The organism is uncultured Nocardioides sp. (assembly GCF_947488025.1).
GTDB lineage: Bacteria > Actinomycetota > Actinomycetes > Propionibacteriales > Nocardioidaceae > Nocardioides.
Genome location: NZ_CANKYS010000011.1, coordinates 112,238 through 132,430 on the forward strand (window position 1 = coordinate 112,238; position 20,193 = coordinate 132,430).

Annotated in this window: 16 protein-coding genes, 1 tRNA gene, 1 other RNA gene and 1 pseudogene; 3 read left to right on the plus strand and 16 right to left on the minus strand. The window is 73.0% G+C overall.

The window, feature by feature from the left end:
* The 7 genes from Q1B24_RS17280 to ffs form a co-directional block, all read right to left on the minus strand.
* Positions 1-1,059, minus strand: a complete 1,059-nt coding sequence (locus Q1B24_RS17280; RefSeq protein ID WP_299931258.1) for an aspartate-semialdehyde dehydrogenase — start codon at positions 1,057-1,059, stop codon at positions 1-3.
* Complete coding sequence (locus tag Q1B24_RS17285; protein ID WP_299931259.1) at positions 1,056-2,354, minus strand: aspartate kinase; 1,299 nt, start codon at positions 2,352-2,354, stop codon at positions 1,056-1,058. Before Q1B24_RS17285 ends, Q1B24_RS17280 begins: the two co-directional genes overlap by 4 nt.
* A gap of 90 nt (positions 2,355-2,444) precedes the next feature.
* Positions 2,445-3,026 (minus strand): DUF5063 domain-containing protein, encoded by a 582-nt coding sequence (locus Q1B24_RS17290; RefSeq protein ID WP_299931260.1) that lies wholly within the window; start codon positions 3,024-3,026, stop codon positions 2,445-2,447.
* Positions 3,027-3,063: 37 nt separating this feature from the next.
* Positions 3,064-3,660, minus strand: coding sequence for a recombination mediator RecR (gene recR, locus Q1B24_RS17295; protein WP_299931261.1), 597 nt, complete (start codon positions 3,658-3,660; stop codon positions 3,064-3,066).
* Positions 3,661-3,670: 10 nt separating this feature from the next.
* Positions 3,671-4,048 carry a YbaB/EbfC family nucleoid-associated protein gene (locus Q1B24_RS17300; protein WP_299931262.1) on the minus strand — a complete coding sequence of 126 codons (378 nt, stop codon included), beginning with the start codon at positions 4,046-4,048 and terminating at the stop codon, positions 3,671-3,673.
* Between the two features lie 79 nt (positions 4,049-4,127).
* The gene (locus tag Q1B24_RS17305; protein ID WP_299931263.1) at positions 4,128-6,311 is read right to left on the minus strand and encodes a DNA polymerase III subunit gamma and tau; all 2,184 of its coding nucleotides are present in this window, start codon (positions 6,309-6,311) and stop codon (positions 4,128-4,130) included.
* An 81-nt stretch (positions 6,312-6,392) separates the two neighbouring features.
* Positions 6,393-6,483, minus strand: an RNA gene (ffs, locus tag Q1B24_RS17310) — signal recognition particle sRNA small type.
* A 67-nt stretch (positions 6,484-6,550) separates the two neighbouring features.
* Here ffs and Q1B24_RS17315 point away from each other — a divergent pair.
* From Q1B24_RS17315 to Q1B24_RS17325, 3 genes and pseudogenes are all read left to right on the plus strand, one after another.
* A pseudogene (locus tag Q1B24_RS17315) lies at positions 6,551-6,625 on the plus strand (FBP domain-containing protein); the annotation flags it as partial.
* A gap of 180 nt (positions 6,626-6,805) precedes the next feature.
* A tRNA-Ser gene (locus Q1B24_RS17320) sits at positions 6,806-6,891 on the plus strand.
* A gap of 144 nt (positions 6,892-7,035) precedes the next feature.
* Entirely contained in the window at positions 7,036-9,795 is a 2,760-nt protein-coding gene (locus Q1B24_RS17325) for an AAA family ATPase (protein ID WP_299931264.1), read from the plus strand.
* Here Q1B24_RS17325 and Q1B24_RS17330 read toward each other — a convergent pair.
* The 9 genes from Q1B24_RS17330 to Q1B24_RS17370 form a co-directional block, all read right to left on the minus strand.
* Positions 9,775-11,157: an NAD(P)-binding domain-containing protein gene (locus tag Q1B24_RS17330; RefSeq protein ID WP_299931265.1), complete on the minus strand. Its 1,383-nt coding sequence runs from the start codon at positions 11,155-11,157 to the stop codon at positions 9,775-9,777. The two genes, Q1B24_RS17325 and Q1B24_RS17330, sit on opposite strands and share 21 nt — an antisense overlap.
* 91 nt (positions 11,158-11,248) lie before the next feature.
* Positions 11,249-12,550, minus strand: a complete 1,302-nt coding sequence (locus Q1B24_RS17335) for a UDP-N-acetylglucosamine 2-epimerase (RefSeq protein ID WP_299931266.1) — start codon at positions 12,548-12,550, stop codon at positions 11,249-11,251.
* Positions 12,551-12,597: 47 nt separating this feature from the next.
* Entirely contained in the window at positions 12,598-13,665 is a 1,068-nt protein-coding gene (locus Q1B24_RS17340; RefSeq protein ID WP_299931267.1) for a sugar phosphate nucleotidyltransferase, read from the minus strand.
* A 34-nt stretch (positions 13,666-13,699) separates the two neighbouring features.
* Complete coding sequence (locus Q1B24_RS17345) at positions 13,700-14,971, minus strand: S8 family serine peptidase (RefSeq protein ID WP_299931268.1); 1,272 nt, start codon at positions 14,969-14,971, stop codon at positions 13,700-13,702.
* Complete coding sequence (locus Q1B24_RS17350; protein ID WP_299931269.1) at positions 14,971-16,389, minus strand: type VII secretion protein EccB; 1,419 nt, start codon at positions 16,387-16,389, stop codon at positions 14,971-14,973. Before Q1B24_RS17350 ends, Q1B24_RS17345 begins: the two co-directional genes overlap by 1 nt.
* Before the next feature lie 17 nt (positions 16,390-16,406).
* Positions 16,407-17,789, minus strand: a complete 1,383-nt coding sequence (gene eccD / locus Q1B24_RS17355) for a type VII secretion integral membrane protein EccD (protein WP_299931270.1) — start codon at positions 17,787-17,789, stop codon at positions 16,407-16,409.
* A 149-nt stretch (positions 17,790-17,938) separates the two neighbouring features.
* Positions 17,939-18,229 (minus strand): WXG100 family type VII secretion target, encoded by a 291-nt coding sequence (locus Q1B24_RS17360; RefSeq protein WP_172257656.1) that lies wholly within the window; start codon positions 18,227-18,229, stop codon positions 17,939-17,941.
* A 37-nt stretch (positions 18,230-18,266) separates the two neighbouring features.
* Entirely contained in the window at positions 18,267-18,578 is a 312-nt protein-coding gene (locus Q1B24_RS17365) for a WXG100 family type VII secretion target (RefSeq protein WP_207083579.1), read from the minus strand.
* Between the two features lie 140 nt (positions 18,579-18,718).
* Positions 18,719-20,122, minus strand: coding sequence for a hypothetical protein (locus Q1B24_RS17370; RefSeq protein ID WP_299931271.1), 1,404 nt, complete (start codon positions 20,120-20,122; stop codon positions 18,719-18,721).
* Positions 20,123-20,193: the final 71 nt, after the last annotated feature.

Consider the following 20,193-nt stretch of genomic DNA (forward strand, 5'->3'; position numbering starts at 1 on the left):
TCAGCGAGCGGCGGCGATCAGCTCCGCGATCTGCACGGTGTTGAGGGCAGCGCCCTTGCGGAGGTTGTCGTTGCTGATGAAGAGCGCGAGACCGCGGTCGTCCGGGACGCCCGGGTCCTGCCGGAGCCGTCCGACGTACGACGGGTCACGGCCCGCCGCCTTGAGCGGGGTCGGCACCTCGTCGAGCTCGACGCCGGCCGCCGAGCCGAGGAGCTCACGGGCGCGGGCGGGGGTCATCGGCCGCTCGAACTCCGCGTTGATCGCCAGCGAGTGGCCGGTGAAGACCGGGACGCGCACGCAGAGGCCGGAGACCAGCAGGTCGGGCAGGCCGAGGATCTTGCGCGACTCGTTGCGGAGCTTCTGCTCCTCGTCGGTCTCGTTGAGGCCGTCGTCGACGATCGAGCCCGCCATCGGCAGCACGTTGTAGGCGATCGGCTCGACGTAGGCCACCGGGTCGGGGAGGGCGATCGCCGAGCCGTCGTAGGCCAGCTCGCGCGCCTTGTCGCCCGCCGCGGCCACCGCGTTGGCGAGCTCGTCGACGCCGGCGACGCCGGAGCCGGAGACGGCCTGGTACGACGACACGATGAGGCGGGTCAGCCCGGCCTCCTCGTGCAGCGGCTTGAGGACCGGCATCGCGGCCATCGTCGTGCAGTTGGGGTTGGCGATGACGCCGCGCCCGGCCTCGATGACACCGGTCATCGCGTCGGGGTTGACCTCCGAGACCACGAGCGGGACGTCGGGGTCCTTGCGGAAGGCCGAGGAGTTGTCGACGACGATCACGCCGGCCTCGACGAACCTCGGCACGAGGGCACGCGAGGTCGTGGCGCCTGCGGAGAAGAGCGCGATGTCGAGACCGGCCGGGTCGGCGGTCGCGGCGTCCTCGACGGTGATCTCGCGGTCGCCGAACGGCAGCACGTTGCCGGCCGAGCGGGACGAGGCGAAGAAGCGCACCTGGTCCGCGGGGAAGCTCCGCTCGAGCAGGATCTGGCGCATCGCGACGCCGACCTGTCCCGTCGCTCCCACGATGCCGATGTTGACCGGCGCGACCTCGCTGCTCATCGTCCGGTGCCTCCGTAGACCACGGCCTCGACCTCGTCGGCGTCGAGGTCGAACGCGGTGTGCGTGGCGCGCACCGCGTCGTCGACGGCGTTCTCGTCCACGACGACCGAGATGCGGATCTCGGAGGTGGAGATCATCCCGATGTTGACCCCCGCCGACGCGAGCGCGGCGAAGAACTTCGAGGTGATGCCTGGGTGCGACCGCATGCCGGCGCCGATCAGCGAGACCTTGCCGATCTTGTCGTCGTAGAGCAGCTTGTCGTAGCCGACCTCGGCCTGGATGCGGGCCAGCGCGGTCATCGCGACCTGCCCGTCGGTGCGCGGCAGCGTGAAGGAGATGTCGGTGAGGCTCGTGGCCGCTGCGGAGACGTTCTGCACGATCATGTCGAGGTTGATCTGCGCGTCGGCCAGGGCCTCGAAGATGCGGGCGGCCTCGCCCACCTTGTCGGGCACGCCGACGACGGTGATCTTGGCCTCGCTGCGGTCGTGGGCCACGCCGGCGATGATGGGCTGTTCCATGGTGTCTTCCTCGGTGGGTCCGCTGAGGCTGGGGTGGGCTCGGGGGTCGTTGACGACCCAGGTGCCCTCGAGCTGGCTGAACGACGACCGGACGTGGATCGGGATGCCGTAGCGGCGGCCGTACTCCACGCACCGCAGGTGCAGGATCTTGGCACCGCACGCGGCGAGCTCGAGCATCTCCTCGTAGGAGACCTTGTCGAGCTTGCGGGCGCTCGGCACGATGCGCGGGTCGGCGGTGAACACGCCGTCGACGTCGGTGTAGATCTCGCACACGTCGGCCTCGAGCGCCGCCGCCAGCGCCACCGCCGTGGTGTCGGTGCCGCCACGGCCGAGCGTGGTGATCTCCTTGGTGTCGGCCGAGACCCCCTGGAAGCCGGCCACGATGACGATGTGGCCCTCGCCGATCGCCTGGGTGATGCGACCCGGCGTGATGTCGATGATCTTGGCCTTGCCGTGCACCGAGTCGGTGATCACCCCGGCCTGCGAGCCGGTGAACGACCGCGCGGTGTAGCCCAGGTCGCTGATTGCCATCGCGACCAGCGCCATCGAGATCCGCTCACCGGCCGTGAGCAGCATGTCCATCTCGCGCGCCGGCGGCAGCGGTGAGACGCCGTTGGCCAGGTCGTAGAGGTCGTCGGTGGTGTCGCCCATGGCGGACACGGCGACGACCACGTCGTGGCCGGACTTCTTGACCTCCACGATGCGCCGGGCGACGCGCTTGATGGCGTCGGCGTCGGCGAGGGAGGAGCCGCCGTACTTCTGCACGACAATGCCCACGGTTGGTCCTCGGGATCGGTGTGCGGCCGTCAGCGGCCGCGGTGCTCTGGCGAGCCCGTCGGCGCCGTTGCCGCCAGGCCACCGCCGATTCTACGGCTGGGCGGTCGGGGGGCTCCCGAGCATCTCATCCGCGACCGCCACCACGTCGGCGTCGGCCTCGAAGTCGGTGTCGAACCGGTCGTGCGCCACGACGGTGAGCAGCGCGTTGAGCGCGGCGCCGGCGAGGTTGCCCCAGTTGTTGACGTAGGAGAACTGCCACCACCACAGCGCCTCGTCGACATCACCCGCGCGGAAGTGCCGCAGGCCGTTCTCCAGGTCGATGGCGATCGACGCCAGGTCGTCGGAGAGCCGGCTCTCCACCACCTCGGGGACGTAGGGGTCGAAGACGAAGGTGTAGGCGTCGACACCCTCGAGCATCTCCGCCAGCCGCAGCCGGAGGTCGTCGATGTCGGCCTCGGGCCCCACGTCGGGCTGGTACTCCTCGCTCGGGGTGAAGTCGTGCTGGGCGCCCATCCGGGCACCGGCCAGCAGGACCTGGCTGATCTCGAGGAGCAGCAGCGAGACCGCCTGCGCACCGTTGCCCTCGCGGGCGATGGCGCGCAGGGCGAGCAGGAAGCTCTCCACGGAGTCGGCGATCTGCTCGCCGAACACCCTCTCGTCGATCTCGCTCACGGCACTGGACCCCTTCTGACAGCTGTGCATCCGTCGATCACTCTGCTGATCTCCTTCCGGCGAAGGCTCGGCCGAGCGTCACCTCGTCGGCGTACTCGAGGTCGCCGCCCACAGGCAGTCCACTCGCCAAGCGGGTCACGCGCAACCCCATGGGCAGGAGCAGGCGCGTGAGATAGGTCGCGGTGGCCTCGCCCTCGAGGTTGGGGTCGGTGGCGAGGATGACCTCGGTGACCGTGCCGTCGGCGAGGCGCGGCATCAGCTCCTTGACGTGCAGCTGGTCGGGGCCGATGCCGTCGATCGGCGAGATCGCCCCGCCGAGCACGTGGTAGCGGCCGCGGAACTCGCGGGTGCGCTCGATCGCGACGACGTCCTTGTACTCCTCGACCACGCACAGCACGCTCGGGTCACGCCGCTCGTCGCGGCAGATCCGGCACTGCTCGTCCTCGCTGACGTTGAAGCAGATCGAGCAGAACTTCACCCGGGCCTTGACCTCGATCAGCACGTCGGCGAGGCGGCGTACGTCGGTGGGCTCGGCCTGGAGCAGGTGGAAGGCGATGCGCTGCGCGCTCTTGGGACCGACGCCGGGCAGTCGGCCCAGCTCGTCGATCAGGTCCTGGACGACACCTTCGTACAACGAGGTCCCCTCAGCCGAGCCCGGGGAGGCCGGGCATGCCGCCGCCTCCGCCGAGGCCCTCGGTCAGGGGCCCGAGCTGGTCGCCGGCCAGCGCCTCGGACTTCGCGCGCGCGTCGCGGTAGGCCGCGACGATGAGGTCGGACAGGTCGGACAGGTCGTCGGGGTCGGTGCCGTCGAACTCGCCGGAGCGGATGGCCACGCCGACCAGCTCGCCGACGCCGTTGGCGGTCACCGTCACGGCACCGCCCGCGACGGTGCCCTCGACGGTCTGCTGGGCGAGGTTGGCCTGCGCCTCCTCGAGCTGCTGCTGCATCTGCTGCGCCTGCTGCAGGAGGGCGTTCATGTCGAAGCCGCCGCCACCGAGGGCGTCGAAGGGGTTCTGGGTCATTGGGTCTCCCGCTGCTGGTCTGGGGTCGGGTGGGGCCTGGTCATCGGGCTGGTCATCGGGGCTGGTCATCGGGGTCGGGTCAGTCGTTCTTGATCTCTTCGATCAGCTTGGCGCCGAGCGTCTGGCTGAGCAGCGACTCGGTGTCGATGGCCGCGGAGTCGGCGTCGGGATCGTCGGGGTCCACGTCGTCGTCGGCGGAGCGGACGGGACCTGTCGGCTCGGCCGGCCCCCCGGACCGGGCGGCCTCGAGCGCCTCACGGGCGGGTGCGGCCGAGACCGGCGGCGGGGCGACGGGAGCGGCAGGCGCGGCGGCGCCGGTCACCCAGTCGGGCGGCGCGTCGGGAGCCTCCTGCCCCGGGGTGCCGGGAGGGCCGGGAGGCGCGGCGGCGGGGACGGCGGGCGCCGTGGGCGCCGTGGGGTCGGTGGCCGCCTGGCGCACGACCGGCGCCTGCGCGGCGGCGCCCGACGGGTCGACGATCGACTCGACGCGCCAGTCCATGCCGACCACGTCGATCGCGGCCTGCCTCAGGATCTCGTCGCATCCGCCGTTGACGAAGGAGTCCCGCGCGCCCGAGTTGGCGAAGCCGACCGTCAGCCGCACGCCGTCGACGTCGACCACGTGGGCGTGCTGGGACAGCACCATCCAGGCGAGGCGGCGACGGTTCTTGGTCTGCTCGAGGATGTCGGGCCACAGCCGGCGTACGTCGACGAGGCTGAGGCCGCCGCGCGGACCGGCCGGCTGCTCGGCGACCGGGGCGTCGGGTCCGGCAGCGGCGGCCGGGGCCTGGGTCGGCTCGGCGACGACCGGGGGTGCCTGCGGCGTGGAGGGCTCCTGCGCCGGCGGACCCGGCATCGGCGGGGGCGGCGGCGGACCGTCGTCGCGAGCGGACGGGGCCGCGGTGGGCATCGGCGGCGGCGGAGCCGGCTCGTCGCTGCGCGACGGGGCTGCGGGCTGAGGTGCAGCAGCAGGCGCGGGCTCGGGTGCGGGCGCCGCCTGGGGTGCGGGCGCCGCCTGGGGTGCGGGCGCCGCCTGGGGTGCGGTCCGGGGCGGGGCGGCCGGGGCCTCGTCGCGCGCGGCGGGCGCGGGGGCTCCGGTGACGTCCATGCGGCGCTCGAGCCGCTCCAGGCGTGCCATCACTCCGTCGGACGTGTGGTCGGCGCCCGGCAGCAGGACCCGTGCGCAGAGCAGCTCGAGCAGCAGGCGCGGGGCGGTGGCGCCACGCATCTCGGTGAGGCCGGCGGCCACGATGTCGGCGGCGCGGCTGAGCTCGATCGCGCCGAAGCGCGCGGCCTGGGCCACGAGGCGCTCACCGGCGTCCTCCGAGACGTCGATCAGCCCGGTCGCCGGAGCGTCGGGCACGGCGGTGACGATGACGAGGTCGCGCAGCCGGCGCAGGAGGTCCTCGGTGAAGCGGCGCGGGTCCTGCCCGGTCTCCACGACCTTGTCGACCACCGAGAACACCGTCGCGCCGTCGCGGGTGGCGAACGCCTCGACCACCTCGTCGAGGAGCGAGTCGGGGGTGAAGCCGAGCAGGTCGGTCGCGAGCTTGTGGGTGACCCCGGCTGCACCGGCACCGCCGAGGAGCTGGTCGAGCACGGACAGCGTGTCGCGCGCCGACCCGGCCCCGGCGCGTACGACGAGGGGCAGCGCGGCCGGCTCGATCGCCACGCCCTCCTCGCCGGCGAGCTGGGACAGGTAGTCGCTCAGCAGGCGCGGCGGGATCAGCCGGAAGGGGTAGTGGTGGGTGCGCGAGCGGATCGTCGGCAGCACCTTGTCGGGCTCGGTCGTGGCGAAGATGAACCGGAGGTGGGGCGGCGGCTCCTCGACGAGCTTGAGCAGGGCGTTGAAGCCCTGCGTGGTGACCATGTGGGCCTCGTCGATGATGTAGACCTTGTAGCGGTCGCGCACCGGGGCGAAGAACGCCTTCTCCCGCAGGTCACGGGCGTCGTCCACGCCGCCGTGGGAGGCCGCATCGATCTCGATGACGTCGATCGAGCCCGGGCCGCCGCGGGCGAGGTCGCGGCAGCTGTCGCACTCGCCGCAGGGGTCGGAGATCGGCGCCTGCGCACAGTTGAGCGCGCGGGCCAGGATGCGGGCCGAGGTGGTCTTGCCGCACCCACGCGGACCGGAGAAGAGGTAGGCGTGGTTGACCCGGTTGGCCGCCAGCGCGGCCCGGAGCGGCTCGGTCACGTGGTCCTGCCCGATGACCTCCTGGAAGGTCTCGGGCCGGTAGCGGCGATAGAGCGCGAGCGGTGACTCCACGTCGTGAACCCTAACCGTGCCCACCCACAGCGACCACGGGCCGGGCACACCGGCCGCGGGCCACCACGTACCCGGACATGAAGAGGCCCCCCACGCACCCGTCAGAGCTCACTTACCCTTGCTGCCTTCCGGCCCTGGGGGAATTGGGCGAGGTGACGCCGCGTGGGGGGTTGCCGGGGAGTCTAGGCGAGCCGATAACCGGTGCCCAAACCCGGGCAGCGGCAGCTGGCGTCGGGCCGGTGCAACCCCTGACCGAAGCCCGGATCCGCGCGTCCTTCGTCAACTGCACCAAGGGCGAGGCCACCCGGCTCAACGTGCCCCGTGACCTCGCGACCCGGCCGTGGGACGACCGGGATGCACGAGACGCTCACCGTCGGCCAGCGCGCCGACCGGCTCCGCGACAACCTCGGCGCGTTCGTCGTACGGGTCCGCACCGAGCCCCGGTGAGCGCACGCGATTTCACCGGCCCCGAGTCGACCGGTACGCTCCTCCGCGGAGGTATCGCCTAGTGGCCTATGGCGCTCGCTTGGAAAGCGGGTTGGGTTAATAGCCCTCGGGGGTTCGAATCCCCCTACCTCCGCCGTCACCACCAGGACCTCCACTCGCACGAGTGGAGGTCCTGGTGCGTCTGGCGGTCCGTGCGGCCCCGATCTCGTACGACGGATCCGGTCGGCGGATCTGCGACCATGGTGCCCTCGCGCGTGCAGGGGACGGGAGTCGCAGGGTGGCTCTGAGCGGACCGGAAGGCCTTGGCCGGACCGACCTGCTGCGCGCCCTCGCCGACCGGATCGGCAGCGGCACCGGCGCCCTCGTGCTCGTGGAGGGCGAGCCCGGCGTCGGGAAGACCCGGCTGCTCACCGACCTGGGCCGGCGCGTGCCCGACGTCCGGCGCGTGCACGTGCCGACCCGGAGGTACGACGTACGTCCCGCGGGCGGGCTCCTCGACGCGCTGGGGCTCGGCCTCCCGGCCCCCGACCCCGGCCGACGCTCGCCCCTGGAGACGCCGGCGGCTCCGCACTCTGGCGTGGTCGACCTCGTCCGCTCCGCGGTCCGGTCGGCCGCGGAGGGCGGGACGACCGTGGTGATGGTCGACGACCTGCACTGGTCCGACGCCGACACCCTGGGTGCGATGGGCGCCCTCATCGACCTGACCGACACGCTTCCCCTCTCGCTCCTGCTGGCCCGCCGCCCCGCGCCACGATCACCGGCCCTCGACGCGCTCGTCGAGCGCTGCCGGGAGGCCGACGCCGACGTGGTGCGCCTCGAGGGCCTGCCCGAGCCCGACGTCGTCGAGCTCGCCGGGCGGTTGGTGGGTGGCCGGCCGGGCCCGCGCCTGCGACAGCGGCTGGTCGCGGCCGGCGGCAATCCGTTCCTGGTCGAGCAGCTCGTCGCCCAGGCACACCGGACCGGCCTGCTCCACGACCTGTCGGACGGGTCGATCGAGCTGAGCACGCCCGAGGCGCTGCCGGACGGCTCGGCCGTGCTGCGCCGGATGGTCGACCTGGAGGAGCGACCCGCGCTGGTGCTGCGCGCCCTGGCGCTCCTCGACGGGCGCGCGTCGTACGCCGAGCTGGCGGCGGCGACCGGGCGCGACGTGCTCGACCTGGTCGGGGCCGTCCAGCGGTGCCGGGAGGCCGGGGTGGTGGTCGAGGACGGCGAGGGGCTCAGGATCAGCCACGAGCTCGTCCGTGAGGCCGTCGAGGCCGACCTGCCGGCCGGCTCCGTGCCCGAGCTCAGGCGGCAGGTCGGTCACCGCCTCCTCGACGCAGGCGCGGCGCCGGACCGGGTGGCGGCGCAGTTCCTGCGATCGGGACAGGGCATCGACCACGAGGCCGCCGCGGTGCTCACGTCCGTGGCCGGGTCGATGGTCGAGCGGGCGCCGGCGACCGCCGTCGACCTGTTCGAGCGGGCGATCGCCCTGGCGGGCCACGTCGGGCCGGAGGCGACGGCCGCTCAGGTGGGGCTCGTCGACGCACTCTTCTGGTCCGGCCGCGCGACCAGTGCCCTCGCCCTCGCCGACCGGCTCCGCGGTGCCGCCCGCCCGGCCAGCCGGCTGGCAGCCGAGGAGACCGGGATCCGCTGCCTGACGATCCTCGGGCGGCCGGCCGAGGCACTGGACCGGGCACGCGCCATGCCCCGGGAGCCCGACAGCCTCGCGTGGACGGAGGCGCTCACCGCGGCGATGGCCATGTTCGCCCTCGAGCTCGCCGAGGCCGAGACGTGCGCCACGGCGGCGCTCGCCGCCTGCGAGGCGCACCCGGACCGCTTCGCGGAGGTGCTCGCGTGGAGCGTGCGGGCCTGGGTCCTGAACCTCGGCGGCTACCACGCCGACGCCGTCGAGCCCGCCGCCACCGCCGTACGCCTGGCCGACGAGAGCGCCCACGGCGCCGGTCACCGGATGGCGCCGAGGCTGTTCCACGGGCTCGCGCTGGAGAGCGCCGGCGACTCGACGGCCGCGGCCGAGACGCTGCGGCAGGGCCTGCTGATCGCCGACGACCTCGGCGCCAGGTGGGCGGTGCCGTTCTACCGGTACGCCGTCGCGCTCGGGCACTGGAACGCCGGACGGTGGTCGGCGGCGGAGCGCGAGTGCCACGAGGGCCTGCGGATCGCGGCCGAGGAGGGCATCGCGCTGGCCGCGCCGTGGGCCCACGCGGTGCTGGCCGGTGTCGCGGTCCACGCCGGGGCACTGGACCGGGCGGCGGCGCACCTGGACGAGGGCGACCGGGCCATCGCGGCCGGTGGGGTCCAGGTGGGGCTCGACTGGCTCGCCTGGATCCGCGCGCTGCACCTCGAGGCGCTCGGGCAGCCCGGGACGGCGTACGCCCTCCTGGTCCAGGCGTGGGGCCTCGCCGAGGCCGTCCACGCCAACGCCGCCCTCACGCTGTTCGGCCCCGACCTGGTGCGGATGAGCGTGCTGGCCGGGGAGCTGGGCACCGCGCGGGACGTGGTGGCTGCGATGGCGGCGGGGTCGCGTGCCGGGCGGGCCAACGTCGACGCCCACGTGGACCGCTGCCGCGGCCTGGTGGAGGGTGACCTGTCGCTGGTCGCACGGGCGAGGGCGGTCCACGCCGCGGGAGGCCGGCCGGTCGAGGTCCGGCTCGACGACGAGGCCGCGGTCCTCCTGCTGCTCCGCGCCGGCGCCCCCGAGGCCGGCGCGCGGCTGCGGGCCGTCGTCGCGGACTGCGCGGACGTCGGGATGGTGCGCGTCGCCGACCGTCTCGAGCTCGCCGCCCGTGCAGCCGCATCGGCGACCCCTGTCGAGGAGGGGCCCCGGGACGGGTGGGCGGCGCTGACGCCGACCGAGCTGCGGGTGGTCGCGCTCGTGGCGTCGGGCCGGACCAACGCCGAGGTCGCCGCCGCGCTCAGGGCCTCGGTCCGCACCGTGGAGTCGCACCTCTACCGGACCTACGCCAAGCTCGGCGTCAAGAACCGCACCGAGCTCGCCCTCGCCCACAACCAGCGTTCACCGGGCGAGGGAGGCTAGCCGGCCGCGACGCGTCGGGTCGTGCTGATCCGCTCCGGCCCGTCGGGCGCCCCGACGCAGCTCGACCCGGCACTCGTGCTGGTAGACCGCGCCGTTCATCTGGTAGCGGTTGCGCGAGGAGTCCACGAAGTTCCGGCGGACCCGGTCGAGGTCGGCCCCGATCGCGCTGCGCATCCGGGCGGGGTCCGGGAGCACGTAGTCGCCGCTCAGGTGCGCGGCGACCAGGCGCGCCTGCGACTCGAAGAGCGGCAGGAACCCCCAGCCGACGGCCTGCAGGAAGCCGACGAAGTGCAGCGACGGGTGTTCGGGGTGGAAGACCCGGAGGTAGAGAGGGACACGGTTGTCGTCGGAGTCGAAGACGGCCGCGTCGAGGAACGGCGTGGTGGTGCGGTAGCCGGTGCAGTAGATGATCTCGTCGACCTCCTCCCGGCTGCCGTCCGTGAACTCCACGCTGCTGCCGGCGAGCCGGGCGACCTGCGGCCGCAGCCGGACCAGCCCGGCATCGATCCGGGCCGGCAGGTCCGCGGTGACCGTCGGCAGCGCGGAGCCGAAGTGGTGGTCGGGGCGCGGGAGGCCCGCGCGGGTCGGCGACCCGACGACGAGCCGGCAGTACGCCGTCAGCAGCGGCCCCGCGATCGGGCGCGGGAGGTAGGCGTTGACCAGGAACCCCAGCCAGGACGGCATCGCCCGGTCGATGCGCAGCCCGCGCGCGTAGTGGGGCAGCACGTAGCCGCCCCTGCGGATCGCGAGCACCGTGGTGTCGGCGACGGCGCTGACGTCGGCGGCGATCTGGCTGCCGCTGTTCCCGAAGCCGACCACGAGCACCCGCTTGCCGGCGTACTCGTCGCGGCTGCGGTAGGTCTGGGAGTGCCGGGTCCCGCCGGAGAACTCGCCCGGGAAGTCGGGCAGCAACGGCTCGTTGTGGTGGCCGTTGGCGACGACGACCGCCGTGAAGAGCCTGGTCTCGCCGCTGGTGAGGGTGACGCGCCAGCGGTCGTCGGGCCCGGGCTCCACCCGGACGACCCCCGTGCCCCACTCGAAGCGGTCGCGGATGCCGTAGCGGTCGAGGCACCCCTCGAGGTAGGCCGACACCTGGTCGGCCCGGGGGAAGTCCGGGTAGCTGCGCGGCATCGGGTGGTCGCTGAGCTCGAACCAGCCCCGCGGGCTGTTGAGGGTCAGCGTCGGCCAGGCGTGGGTCATGCCGGTGGTGACCTGTGGGCACCAGACTCCCCCGGGCCCGGGACGCTGGTCGAAGCAGACGAAGTCCACGCCGGACCGCGACAGCTCGACCGCCGTCGCCAGGCCGGCGGGGCCGGCGCCGATCACGCAGACGACGTCCCGGCCGGTGGCGCGGATCTCCATGTCCCCCTCCATCCCTCCCACGACAGGATGGAGCGCCACGCGCCGCGTGGTCATCAGTAGAAACACGCAAGGCCCGCGATCGGGCAGGGGTTCAGCGCAGCTGGGCCTTGAGGCCGTAGCGCCACTCCTCGGAGATCAGCAGGCTGCCTTCGTCGAGGCGTCGCTCGACGGCGTCGACGAGCATCGCCGAGGCCCGCTCGGGGTAGACGCGGTCCCACGACAGCTCCGCGCGGTGCTCGAAGACGTTGTGGATGACGCTGGTCATCAGGTCCTTGTCGACGGGCGGGGCGAGGAAGTTGCTGCCGGCGAGGAACGTCTCGGAGCGGTCGGACCCGAAGCGCAGGGTCACGCACGGCACCTCGAGGACGTTGGCCTCCTCGACGATGCTGCCGGAGTCGGTGACGATGACCGCGCACATCGACATCGCGGCGACGACGTCGAGGTAGCTGTCCCACACGGGCGTCGAGATGAGCGCGTCGCCGTACCTGGCCTCGAGGTCCTCGAGCCACTGGCGGCGCCCGAAGTTGTCGATCGCGGCCTCGGTGCCGAGGAGGCGGATGAAGAGGACGTGGTGCCCCTGCTCGAGCAGCGCCTCCATCGCGTCCATGAGGAGGTTGAAGCGCTCGCGGTTGGTGGTGTTCTCGCGGCGGTGCACGCAGAACCGCAGGAACGAGCCGTCGCCCATCTGCGGGAACTTCTGGAGCACCTGGTTCTTGTCGCTGCCGGCGACCGCCTGCGCGAGGGCGTCGACGACGGAGTTGCCGACGACGTCGATGGCGGCGGGCGCGAAGCCCTCCTCGACGAGGAACTCGCGGTTGAGCTCGACGGGGGCGGCGTGCAGGTCGGAGCCGGCGTCGGCGACCCGGGTGTTGAACTGCTCGGGCGAGGGCTCGCGGCTCCCCTTGGCCCAGCTGGTGCGGTCGATCGACTGCTCACGGAACGACGCCCAGTCGAGGTCGGCGCCCTGCTCGATCCAGCCCTTCAGCACCTCGGGCCTGGGCGAGAGGGTGCGCAGCCCGGCCTCGACGTGGACCAGCGCCTGGCGCTCGCCGAAGGTGGCGAGCGCGCCGGCCATCGCGGTGGTCGTGTCGCCGTGGACGTAGGTGATGGGGAAGCCGCCGCGCTCGGAGAAGCCGCGCAGGTACTGGGCCAGCTTGGCCGTGATGCCGGAGACGAGGTCGTTGACGCCGCCGCGCACCTCGAGGTTGATGTCCTCGCGGACGCCGAACTCGTCGAGCATCGACTGCGAGAGGTTGTGGTCGTAGTGCTGACCGGTGTGGCACAGCACGACGTCGTGGCCGCGGTCGCGCAGCTCGTGGTAGATCGGCGCCTGCTTGATGATGTCGGGCTTGGTGCCGACGACGACGATGTGCTGGCTGTTCTCGTGGGACATGGGTTCCTTCAGGTGGGGCGGTCGTTCGGCAGGTCCGGAGGGACCGGTCAGAGGAGGTCCTCGCGGCTGCTGGCCGCGAGGAGCGAGCGGAGCCGCTCGAGGATGCCGGTGTCGAGCGCCTTCTGGCGGTCGAGCACGTAGACGGCGTCCTCGTGGGTCACGACGATCAGGCCGCGCGCGCCGAGCGTGACGACCGGGCGGCCGTCCATGCTGGCGACCAGGGTGTCCTCGGCGTCGAGCTGGAGCGCGGGACCGATCGAGGTGACCCGCTGGTCGTGGAGGACCCGCTCCAGGCGGGGCCAGGTGCCGACGTCGGTCCACCCCAGCTGCCGCGGGACGACCAGGCACTCCATCCCGGCCCACATCAGGGGGTAGATCTCGTGGCCGCCGATCGCGGCGCCGCGATAGGCCTTCTCGGACGTCGCACCGCGGGCGAACCGCTCGATCGACTCGAAGATGAGGGGCAGCGCCGTGCGGTAGGCCTCGCACGCCCGCCCCACCCGTACGCCGTAGCAGGCGGTGTTCCAGAACAGGTTGCCCGTCTCGCCGAGCTCGCCGACGAGGTCCTCGTCGGGCTTCTCGTGGAAGGAGTCGATCACCTGGACGGCCTCGTCGCCGCCCTTCGTGTGGATGTAGCCCAGGCTCGGGTCGAAGCGGGTGGGCTCGGCGCCGAGCACCACCATCGACTCGGGCGTCCGGTCGAGCTGCTCGAGCATGTCGCGCGACGCCTCGTTGAAGGCGTCCTCCTCGGTGATGAGGTGGTCCGAGGGTGCGATCAGCGCCGGCGCGTTGCCGTACTTGTGCGTCAGGGTCGCGATGCTCAGGGCGAACGCCGTCGCCGGTCCAGCCGGGTCCTCCTCGAGGATCAGGTTCTCCGGCGGCACCGGGCCGAGGGTGGCCAGGGCGGCGTCGGCGAAGCGCGCGCGCGTCGAGACGTGGATGCGGCTCGGGTCGACGATCTCGCTGAGCCGCTCGATGGTGCCGGTGAGCAGCGGGCGGTCGCGCACGACCGGCTGGAACTGCTTGGGGGCGCGGTCCCGGCTGATCGGCCACAGGCGGGAGCCCTGGCCGCCGGCGAGGATGACGGCGACGGGCGCGTCCGAGGTGTCAGGCATGGCTTGATTCCATCATGGGACCGGCGGTCCCGGGTCAACGTCGCAGCAACGGGCGCAGCATGAAGGCCAGCGCCAGCAGCGACCCGGCCACCAGCCCCGACCACAGCAGGATCGCGCGGGGGGTGCCGAAGAGGTCGATGCGCTCGAGCGCGGGCGGCGCCTGGGCGTCGGCACGGACCTCCCGGACGGTGGTCTCGACCTTGCCCTGGCGGCCGGGCTTGATCTCTCGGGTCAGCGCGTCGTGCGCCTGGACGACGCCTGCTCCGGTCCACGGGTTGGCGGCCGTGCCGTCGGGACCGTCGAGGGCACCTGCGCCCTCGGTCGTCGCCTGCAGCCGGGCGACCAGCTGGGGCGCGGTCTCGCGCGGGAAGCGCTGCTTGAGCAGGGCCATCACCCCGCTGACCTCGGCGCTCGCCCACGACGTCGCGACCTGGTCCAGGACGCAGACCTGGCCGGTGGCGTTGGCCGAGATCGCCCCCAGGGTCGGGGCGGCGACGTCGGTGTCGAGGTTGGGCAGGACGTAGGTGCTGGGGTTCTCGTCGAAGGGCGGGGTCGCGCTGACCGCGAGCACGCCCGGGTAGTCGGCCGGGAAGACGTCGGCGTCGTTGTCGGGCGTGCCCTCGAAACCGGGGTCGGGGGTCTCGGCCGGGGCGTTTCCGGCTGCGGCGACCACGACGACGCCCAGGTCGACGAGGCGCGCGACGGCCGCCTCGAGCTCGGGGTCGGGCTCGCGGACGGCGAGGGAGATGTTGACGATGTCGAACTGCTGCTGGGGTTGCGCCCGGACGACGGCGTCGATGCCCGCGGCGATGCCGGCCGACGACAGCTCCCGCTCGCCCTGGGTGGAGTCGGCGTCGTCGGTGTCGTAGACCTTGACGTCGAAGACCTGGGCATCGGGCGCCACTCCCCTGGGGCCCGCGATGAGGCCGGCGACGATCGTGCCGTGGCCGGAGAGGCGGGTGGCGGGGTCGACGCCCGCGATGGCCACGCCGCCGGCGATGTCGAGCCCCTCGGTGCCCACCATCCCGCTGTCGATCACGGCGACCTTCACGCCCCGTCCGGTCGCGAGCTCCTGTGCCTCCTCGACGTGCATCCGCTCGAGGGCGGGGTTGTCCTTGGCGTGGGTGTCGGCCAGACGCTCGGAGCCCGGCACCTCGCTCTCCAGGCAGGGGGCGTCGTGGTCGGCCGCGGCCGGGGGCGCACCCAGCGGCACGACCGACGCCGCGAGCAGGCCCGCGGCGAGCGCCGTACGCACGGGTGAGCGGCGCACCGGGGACAGCCGGCGACCCGTCGACGGTGCTGTCATCAGCCGGCGTCCGCGGCGGCGTCGTCCGCCGGTGGGGCGTCCACGGAGACGCGACGTGCGCTGTTGGTCGACAGCTGGACGCCCGGCTCGAAGAACTCCAGCCACGCGCTCGGCACCAGCGGCGGCTCCACGTCGCCATAGCCGAGGAAGTCGGGCACCTCCGGCCCGACCAGCTCGTACTTCTCGCCCTTGGGGTCGATGACGTAGCGGGTGCCGGAATCGGCGGCCTCGCCCGAGCCGGAGAGGACGTAGGCGCCGGCGCTGGGCTCGACGTCGACCGCGTGCCGGCCGGGGCGTACGTCGGCTGGGTCCGCCGCGCCGGTCGGGTTCGTCGCGAGGCTGAACGACGCGTCCGCTCCCGCTTCGGGGTGCAGCACCGCGCACAGCGCGCCGTTGGTGTTCGGTTGCGGCACGTCGTTGGGCCACTCCGCGGGCGACTTGGGGTCGCCGAAGGACGCGGACAGGTCCTCGGGCAGCTCCTGCGCCTCCGCGCCGACCGCGCTGTAGACCGTGGCGTCGAAGTCGCTGAGCCGCTCGGGCTTCTCGTCGCCGAGCAGGTAGTAGGCGCCGCTGCTCGAGCGCAGCAGGTCACCGATCCGGTAGCGCGAGAGGTCGGTGCCGGTGCTGCCGTAGGGCACCCGCTCGCCCTCCCGCGTCACGCCGAAGGACGTCCGTTCGAGCGGGTCGCCCAGCCGGAACAGGTTGAGCCAGTCGGCATCGACCTCCGTGGCCGACGCACCGAAACCGAGCCGGTCACCCAGCGTCGAGGACTGGGTCTCGTCCTCGGGCATGGGGAAGCGGTAGGCGCTGCCCTGCTTGCTCCCGACCGGCGGTGCGCTGGCGATCAGCCAGGTCGTGCCCTCGCTGCGCACGAGGAACGCCGAGCCGGCCAGGTCCTCGACGGTCGGCGTGCGCTGCACCGCGAGCTTGATGCCGACCCCCGCGCCGGTGCAGGCGGTCCAGCCGTCATCGACCAGCTCACCCGCCGCAGGGAGGCTGGCCGGAGCAGCGTCGATGCCGAGGTCCTCGCCGAGCTGGACGGTGCGGATGTACTTGTCGCGCACGGTGAACGGCGTGAGCTCGGCGTCACCGATCAGGAGCTGCGCCGACACGTAGTTGGGCACCCGCTGGAGCATCGGCTCGTCGCCACCGCGGAGGACGACGTACTGCTCGCCGGTGTCCTTGGAGATCACGAAGCTGGGCGCGTCGAGCCACTGTGCGGGCGGGCGTCCGAGCAGGAAGCCGGCGATCGCCGCGCCCGCCAGGAGCAGCACCGACAGGGCGACGCCGCCGATGAGCACGCGGCCGGGGCGTACGGGCTCGACCTCGCGGCCGCCCGGGGCGCCGGAGACGAAGGCGGTGACGAGCCGGCGACGACTGAAGGCGTGGGCCTCGACGAGGTCCTTCTTGGTGGCCATCTGGTTTCCCGCCCGCCTCAGCCCGCCACCGCGGACACGAAGCCGGCCGCGAGGACCATCAGCGGGAGGAGCGCCAGCAGGGTCATCGTCTCGACGACGTCGCCCATGCGACCGCGGCGCACCGACGGCGAGGCCGGCACGAGCGTCAGCGCCAGGAGCACCGCGCCGACGCCCGCCAGGCCGAGCGCGGCGCCGGCGCGCCAGTCGTCGTGGATCAGCAGCATCGACAGGGCGACCGAGACCAGGCCGAGGATGCCGGAGACGAGTCCGGCGAGGACCTCCGAACCCGTGCGGTACTGGCGGGTGCGGAACATGACCGCCAGGCAGCACACGGCGGCCAGGATGGTGCCGTAGACGCCTCGCCCGACCGCGAACGGGGCGAGGAGGACGAGCAGCGTGCCGACCGTGGCCGAGACGGCCAGCAGGATCTCGTGCCCGACCCGGGCGTCGTCGGCGACCTCGTCGGGGTCGATCTCGTCGGGGTCGGCGGTGATGTCGTGCAGCGAGTAGAGCTGGTCGACGCTGGTGCCGGTCACCCCGAGTGCGAGCCACGGGAAGATGCTCCCGGCCAGGACGACGAGGGTGAGCAGGACGACGAAGACGGTCGACGGCTCCAGCGAGAAGACCCGGATCAGCACCGTGCCGGCCACGATCACCGCCCCGACCACGACGGCGGGGATGACCAGGGCCCGGCCGTCCTGCAGGCCGACCACGGCGACCAGGCCGACGGCGAGGACGCCCAGACCGGCGTAGAGCAGCGGGTCGGCGAAGAAGGCCTCGTCGAGCGGCCAGCTCCAGTCGGGCAGCTCGCCGGGCGCGAGCAGCAGCCCGGCGACGGCGGCGTAGAGCGCGGCGAGCAACGAGACGACGACACCGGCCTCCGGCTCGCCCTGCGCCCGGGTCAGCACGATGCCGCCGACCACGAGGAGAGTGGCGATCACCGCAGCGGCGACGCCGCCGAGCACGCTCTCGCCCTGGAGGAGGAGGGCGAGTGCGCCGAGGCCGAGCAGGATGCTGCCCGCGCCCAGTGCCGTACGCCGTCCCGCCGCGGGCTCCCACGGCTTGAGCTCGTTCTCCACGACGTCGGCCATCGCCTCGACGACATCGTCGTAGACGCGGGGGGCCTTGTCGTCGACGCCGGCGGTGACCGTGAGCAGGCCGCCGTCCTCGATGCCCTGCATCGTCAGACCGGCGTTGTTGACCAGGATCCGGCCCTCCTGGGTCACCAGGCGATAGCCGCCGTAGACGGTGGAGGCGTCGAGCAGGCCGACGGAGCGGGCGAGCTCGGGGACGAGCTCGGCGACCGGGATCGACCCCGGCAGCACGAGATCGACCCGGCGAGATCCCGAGGCGATGGTCACCCGGACCAGGCCCGAGGCGACCGAGGACCCCTGACTCATTGGTGTTTCCCCCTGATTGTCCTTGCACCTGCGTCGGCCGAGGGGCCGGAGCACTGAACGGGGAGCAGCCTAGGCGAAAGCCGCTCGCTGAAATGCCACGAGGCCGGACGTCCCCGGAGGGACGACCGGCCTCGGACGGTGTGCGCTGCTCAGAAGCGGTTGGCGCCCCGGGCGTCGGCCGCCTTGTACTCGGCGTTGGACGCGTCGACACCCTGGCTGGCCTGCTGGAGCAGGAGGGTCATCTCGGTCATCGCCTGGTCCCACTTCGCCTTGGCCTGGTCGTAGGCCATCTTGGCGTTACCGTTCCAGTCCGACTTGAGGGGGTTGAGCTCGTTCTCGAGCTGGTCGAGGCGGGCCTCGATGTCCTTGGCCGCCTTCATCACGTCGGCCGCACCGGCGTCGAGGCTGCCGTGCTGGACCTTGATTCCGTCGAAAGTCATGTCGATCTCCTAGATCTCAGAAGTTCAGGTGTCGGCGTCAGCCGAGACGGCCCTGGAGGTTGGCGTGGGTGGCGGACTGCGACTCGTCGGTCGAGACGTTGTCGCGCTCCGTCTCCTTCATCGAGGCCGAGAGCTGGTCGAGGGCCTTGAGGATGGTCTCCTGCTTCTGGTCCCAGGCGATCATCAGGTTGTTGAAGGCCGTGGCGCCCTGGCCGCCCCATCCGCCCATCATGGTCTGGATGTTGCCGGACAGGACACCGCACTTGTTCTTGACGTCGCCGCGGGCCTGGTCGACGAAGTCGGCACCCTTGGAGAGGGCCTTCTCTGTCTGGCCGTACATCTCGCTCATGTCGATCCTTCTCCCTCGGCGGTCGAACCGACCGAGTGTTGGTGTGTTGGTGACTCACTGGACTGGTGATCCGGTGCTCGGGGAGACGTCCCGGCCCCCCGCGCTGACGTGCATCTACCCGGCCGTTTTCCGCCTAAACATCAGGACGTCATTTCCCACAGGCGGCGGAAGACGCCCGCCGCGACGACCGCGGCGGCGAAGGCGAAGCTGCCGCACAGCGACTCCGCGACCTCGGCGCGACGTGACCACCACACCGAACGCCAGCCGCGGCCGGTGGCCACGGCCGCCGCGAGCGCGATGATCCCGAGCGCGACGGTGACGTAGAAGAAGGTGTCGACGTGGCCCGCGCCCGCCCCGGCGACGAGGTGCACCGCGAGGGACACCAGCGCCCCGAGGCCGGCCAGGCGCAGCAGGACCCGCGCGGCGGCGTGGCGGTAGGACCGGGCGGCGAGCAGCAACGAGCAGCCCGCGAAGAAGACGAGGCAGCGGGCGCCGATGCGGTCGAGGTCGATGGTCGCGGTGCGGAGCAGCAGCGGACTGGCCACGAGCACCGTCACCAAGATCGCGGCCGCGGCACCGGTGACGATGCGCGAGGCGCGGTGCACCAGGCGCTCCATCGCGTCGCCGGCGACGACGATGCGACCGCGGCGGCCCTGGCGCTGGGTGTCGCGGGCCGACCAGGCCGTGACGGCCAGCCGGTCGAGGTCGAGCAGCGCCTCGTCGGGCACGTCCACCGCGAGGGAGGGCGCGAAGCGCGCCGCCATCATCGACAGGAAGACCAGCAGGGTCCACGCGACGCGCGCGTCCCAGCCGAGCATGGCCGGGACGGCGCAGCAGGCGAAGACGGTGAGACCGCTGACGATCCACACGGTGGCCACCTCGTCGCGGTCGACCGACAGCGCGCGGCCGATCCCGGCGACGACCGCAGCAGCGATGCCGGCGGCGCCGATGATGGCGGGGAGCAGGTGGATGCCCGGCTCGTGGAGGGCCGCGAACGCGGCGGCCGCGGCGAAGGCCGGGGCAGCCGCGGCACGTTGCCGCGCGTGGCGGCCGAGCGGGAGCACGCCGACGAGCGAGCAGGCGAGCAGCAACCCGACGGCGACGGTGCGGACGACCTCGTCGCCCGCGCGAGCGGCGTACCAGGCGGCGAGCAGGGCGACCAGGGCGGCGACCCAGGCGATCAGCGCGGCGAGCGCCGGGCTCTCGGGAGCGTTCTTGGCCGCCTGCAGCAGCGTCACCCGACGCGGGCGGTGCACGCCGGTCGTCGCGACCAGGACGTCACCGGGCTGGATGCCGGCCTCGCCCAGCGGGACGGCGGCGTTGAGCCGCTCGCCGAGGGCGGTCTGCAGCAGCGGGATGCCCGGCACGTCCGCCTGCTTGGCGTACTCGCGGGCCACGTCGACCGAGGTGGCGCCGGCGGGCACCACGAGGTCGAGCACCCCGGCCGGGCCGTGGATGCTCAGCGCGATGGTCGCGCCAGCACTGCTGGACATCGCGACGTCCGACACCGATTCCCCCTTCGCGTTGCCCACCCCGTCGAGCACCGTTGCACTGGAGGGTAGTCGCAGGTGCGGCCCGCGTGGAGGCGCACCTATCATCGGGGCGACTTCATCGG